We start from the raw sequence: 3,598 nt of genomic DNA, 5'->3' as shown, positions 1-3,598 counted from the left end.
TCATCGTCTGCCATCACAAGGTGTCCACCTATTTTGGTGGACACCTCATGCATCAGAGCACTCAAAAGCAAAAGGTGCAGGGAAATTCGCGCTTACGATACACAAAATGGGCCGGCCATTATCCGCCCCGCAGCCCCGTGGAATGGTTGGCTGACGGGCATGTGACCTGCAGCATCCAGTGCCTGAACGGGCGCTGCGATCGCAGAGTGGACGTGCGGCTCGATACCCTCCCGCAGGATCAACCGTGGTCGCGCGTCGGCTTGCGCATGGTCTGCTCGGCATGCGGCGCCGCAGGATCTGTGCATATCGTGCCGAACTGGCATGACAGCCGCGGGCAACTCAGGCCAAGCATGGGCGCTTGAGGTTTTGATTCCAGCGATGAAGCACGTCACCGAACGCCCTTTTGCCAATCCGGAAGTCGCCGCGCGTAAGCTCGTTCAGCTGGTTTCGGGCGTCGAGGCGGTACAGGACGGCAGAATTCATATCGAGAAGATCAATTACCCCTTCCTCTACACGCTCAAGGCAAGCGGCGCAGAGTTCGGCGCCGGCATCAGGTGTGCTGTCGAGAAGGGCTGGCTGGAGCTGCACGAGAGCGGTACCTACGTGCGGCTGCTGACGCCGGGCGAGGATTTGTTGGCGCCTTAAGGAACCTGCCGGGGGCGTTTCCGCTTGAATCCGCGCTGGCTCGCCGCCCGAGCTGGCGGAGCGGCCCCGGCCTAACCTTAAAAGCCCCCCTGAAGCCGGGGCCGTCTCTCTCTTGCGATGGCGGGAAGGTCTAGCTTGGCTGGATGTTTCGTGCGGCCAATTCCTGGTCCAGCTCCCTCAAGCGGACGACTAGATTTTCCACTATCTCCATGCAATCGGAATGCCGCAATGATTGCACGCCGCGCGCTGCCAGCTCGCGCTCCAAGATAGTCGCCACGATACTTTGAATGCTCACAAATCCCCCGCAGAAAATATTGGCCCCTCAGAACGGGTCAAAAAAGAAATGGGTTCGCGCAAGGGAAAGGCCGCAGCGTGGTTCCAGCCCCACTGCGGCCATCCCGGGCAGCTTGAAATTGGTTGGTATTAAATCGCGCCGGTGTTCTCACAGTAGAACACCCCGTTCCAATAATGGAGTCGGGACAACTACGGGAGTGCCATGGCATGGTTTGGTTTCCAGCCCCCATGCTCCCGGCCGCCTATTCAATTTCGGATCAGAGCGCCGGAGCCTCGAAAGTGAAGGTCGCAGGAACGGCTAAGAGGCTGCTCCTGCGACCGACGCCGCAACGTTCCGCACGATCGGCACGGCACCCGTGGTGCTAGCACAGAGCCCGCCAGCGTGAACATGGGGGGCCGCGAGGATCCAGACGACCTTATGAATTGAGCGGCTTGTCGTCCCGGTTAAGCAGCTCCAATCGTCGTTCAAGCTCTGCCTTCTTGGCCACGAGTCTCGCGGCGAGAATGTCATTAACGACGCTGTGGAGTTGCCACAGTTCTTCGAGGGACATGCCCTCAAACGGCTTCCGTTCCATGAATCCCCCCGACTCACGAATTGTATGTAGCTTGGGCCTACAAGGGGAAGCTGGCAACTAGTCGTCTGTGGAGCGCAGAAGGTTAGCGGCGCCCGCGAACTTTAGCTGTTCTTCTGACTGATCCTCTCCGCCGTCGGTGCGGCGTGCCAATCCTTCTTTGCTCAGCTTCGAGCACGCGGTTGCGAAGGGCTTCGAGTTCGGAAAGTTCAGAGATGAGTGCATCCAGATACTGGCGGCGCAGGACATCTGCGCGAGCACAATTACGCATGGAACGCCCCTAAAATAATCACACACACACAAAAACTGCGAGGCCGCTAACGCGGTAGAATATAGCCAGTACAGCCTTTGCATTAACTGGTGTCAAGATGCACCCACCGAGTGCAACGCGCGGCTTTCGCTCAAATGAAGAGCCCGCCGACCTGGGAGCCGGCGGATGGTGGGCAATCGAAAGCTTTCAAAATGCGCCCGCCTGCTACGTGCTGAGCACCGCAGGACCAGCCGCATCACCGATCAACAGGTGGCGTTCCAGCCATCAGGAAACGGTAGCAGAGGCCAGGTGCCCGCGTTGTCATTCGCGACCTCCGGCATGCCGTTGATGGTTCTCCGCCCACTCGCGCTCTCAATAGGAGTGGAAGAGAGGCAGGCAGCATGCGCACGCCCACGACCATGGGAGCGCTGCTCGGAAAGCTCTGTGCTGAAGTGCGTAGACTCTAACGATGGCATAAAGTGCAGTCCGCGCGCTGGAAGCGCTGAAATTGAAATTGACCGGAAAACGTCCGGCTCAGATCACGCCCACAATGATCAAAACTCCGACCTCGATCAGTAGGAGCGTACCGGCTGCTGCGGAGATGAAAAACAAATCGCCTAATGACAGGAGCTGCATGATTCGTCTCCCAATTTCCCAAAGAAGCGGCCTTTACATCCTTTGGGGGCTTGGGCAGGAGGCAGGATGATGGGGCCGCTTCTCTGAGGTCCTTGACGCGTTCGTCCGGCGCCAAGCCTCGCCATCATAATCCAAATTTAAACCTCGTCCAGCATTTAATATATTTAATTGTATATTTAATCGGATATTTAATCGCGCGATGCCTTTGAATGCAAGCTGCGGATTCCGTGGAGCGAACCAGGGATTGGCAATTTGGCGTCGAGCTATCTATCTGCTCGAGCATGATTAAGACATACGAGCTCTGCCTGGCGACCGCCAGCAAGCAGGTCCCCGCAGGGCCGGACTGGATCCATGAAGTAAAGCACGATGGCTACCGGATGCTCGTCATCCGGGAGAACGAACGCGTGCGGCTGCTTTCCCGGAACGGTACCGATTGGACCAAGCGCTACCAGTGGATCGCCGAGGCCGCACTGAAGAACCGGCAGAAGCATTTCGTCGTCGATGGCGAAGCGGTGATCCTCGGCGTTGACGGTATCTCCGATTTCAATGCGCTGCATTCGCGCAAGCACGACCACGAGGTGCAGCTCTACGCCTTCGACATCCTCGCCGTGGGCGGCGACGATCTTCGCGGCCAACCGCTGCACCTACGAAAGACAAACCTGCAGAGACTGCTGGCGCGCCGACCTGACGGCATCACCGTGGCGCCTTTCGAGCGGGGCGAGATCGGGCCTGACCTGTACCGCGCCGCCTGCCGCATGGGTCTTGAGGGCATAGTCTCAAAGCACCGCGATCGGCCATACCGCGGCGGCCGGCAGAAGCATTGGGTGAAGGTCAAGAACCGGACGCATCCGGCGATGTCGCGGGAGCTTTGATCGGTGGCAAACAAATCTGGCAGCACGCACGTCGGCTTATCAAGGCAAAGCGGAAGTCTGCGGCCTTCCGCGTAATCGGGCGGCTTGTGACCCACTGCGGAAGTTCTAGCCTCTTAGCCGCTCCTTCCGCTCGCCAGTTCATAGTAAGCCGGGCGTCCGCCTGTTACTGGCACAGTTTGAATGGATGAGTTTTTCGCGCGATCCCTCAGTTCGGCTGTTGTTCTTATTAGCACTACTTTGGCAGAATGTGTTTTCGCCGCTGTTTTTCAAGGATTTTCTTTCGGCAATATGGGCACTGCTGGGGCGGCGGCCGAAGGATGAGATCGACG

3 protein-coding genes and 1 pseudogene are annotated in these 3,598 nt (G+C 58.4%); 3 read left to right on the top strand and 1 reads right to left on the bottom strand.

All coding sequences use genetic code 11. From position 1 onward, the window contains the following. Both IVB42_RS04875 and IVB42_RS04870 read left to right on the top strand, forming a co-directional pair. Positions 1 to 362: pseudogene (locus IVB42_RS04875) on the top strand (hypothetical protein); the annotation flags it as partial. Positions 363 to 378: 16 nt separating this feature from the next. Beyond that, positions 379 to 645 (top strand): hypothetical protein, encoded by a 267-nt coding sequence (locus IVB42_RS04870; RefSeq protein WP_247393429.1) that lies wholly within the window; start codon positions 379 to 381, stop codon positions 643 to 645. Between the two features lie 710 nt (positions 646 to 1,355). Here the strand turns inward: IVB42_RS04870 and IVB42_RS04865 are convergent. Beyond that, positions 1,356 to 1,514 (bottom strand): hypothetical protein, encoded by a 159-nt coding sequence (locus tag IVB42_RS04865; RefSeq protein WP_247469790.1) that lies wholly within the window; start codon positions 1,512 to 1,514, stop codon positions 1,356 to 1,358. A gap of 1,164 nt (positions 1,515 to 2,678) precedes the next feature. Between IVB42_RS04865 and IVB42_RS04860 the strand changes: the two genes are divergently transcribed. Next, on the top strand, positions 2,679 to 3,269 hold the full coding sequence (locus IVB42_RS04860) for an RNA ligase family protein (protein ID WP_247397950.1): 591 nt from the start codon (positions 2,679 to 2,681) through the stop codon (positions 3,267 to 3,269). The last annotated feature ends 329 nt before the right edge of the window (positions 3,270 to 3,598 follow it).

This window comes from Bradyrhizobium sp. 45 (assembly GCF_023073155.1).
GTDB lineage: Bacteria > Pseudomonadota > Alphaproteobacteria > Rhizobiales > Xanthobacteraceae > Bradyrhizobium > Bradyrhizobium canariense_D.
This window is presented reverse-complemented; position numbering and strand designations above follow the sequence as displayed.

Bases quoted from the DNA above. Each gene is read 5' to 3' on its own strand.
- IVB42_RS04860 (WP_247397950.1), top strand. From the start codon at position 2,679: ATGATTAAGACATACGAGCTCTGCCTGGCGACCGCCAGCAAGCAGGTC.
- IVB42_RS04865 (WP_247469790.1), bottom strand. From the start codon at position 1,514: ATGGAACGGAAGCCGTTTGAGGGCATGTCCCTCGAAGAACTGTGGCAA.
- IVB42_RS04870 (WP_247393429.1), top strand. From the start codon at position 379: ATGAAGCACGTCACCGAACGCCCTTTTGCCAATCCGGAAGTCGCCGCG.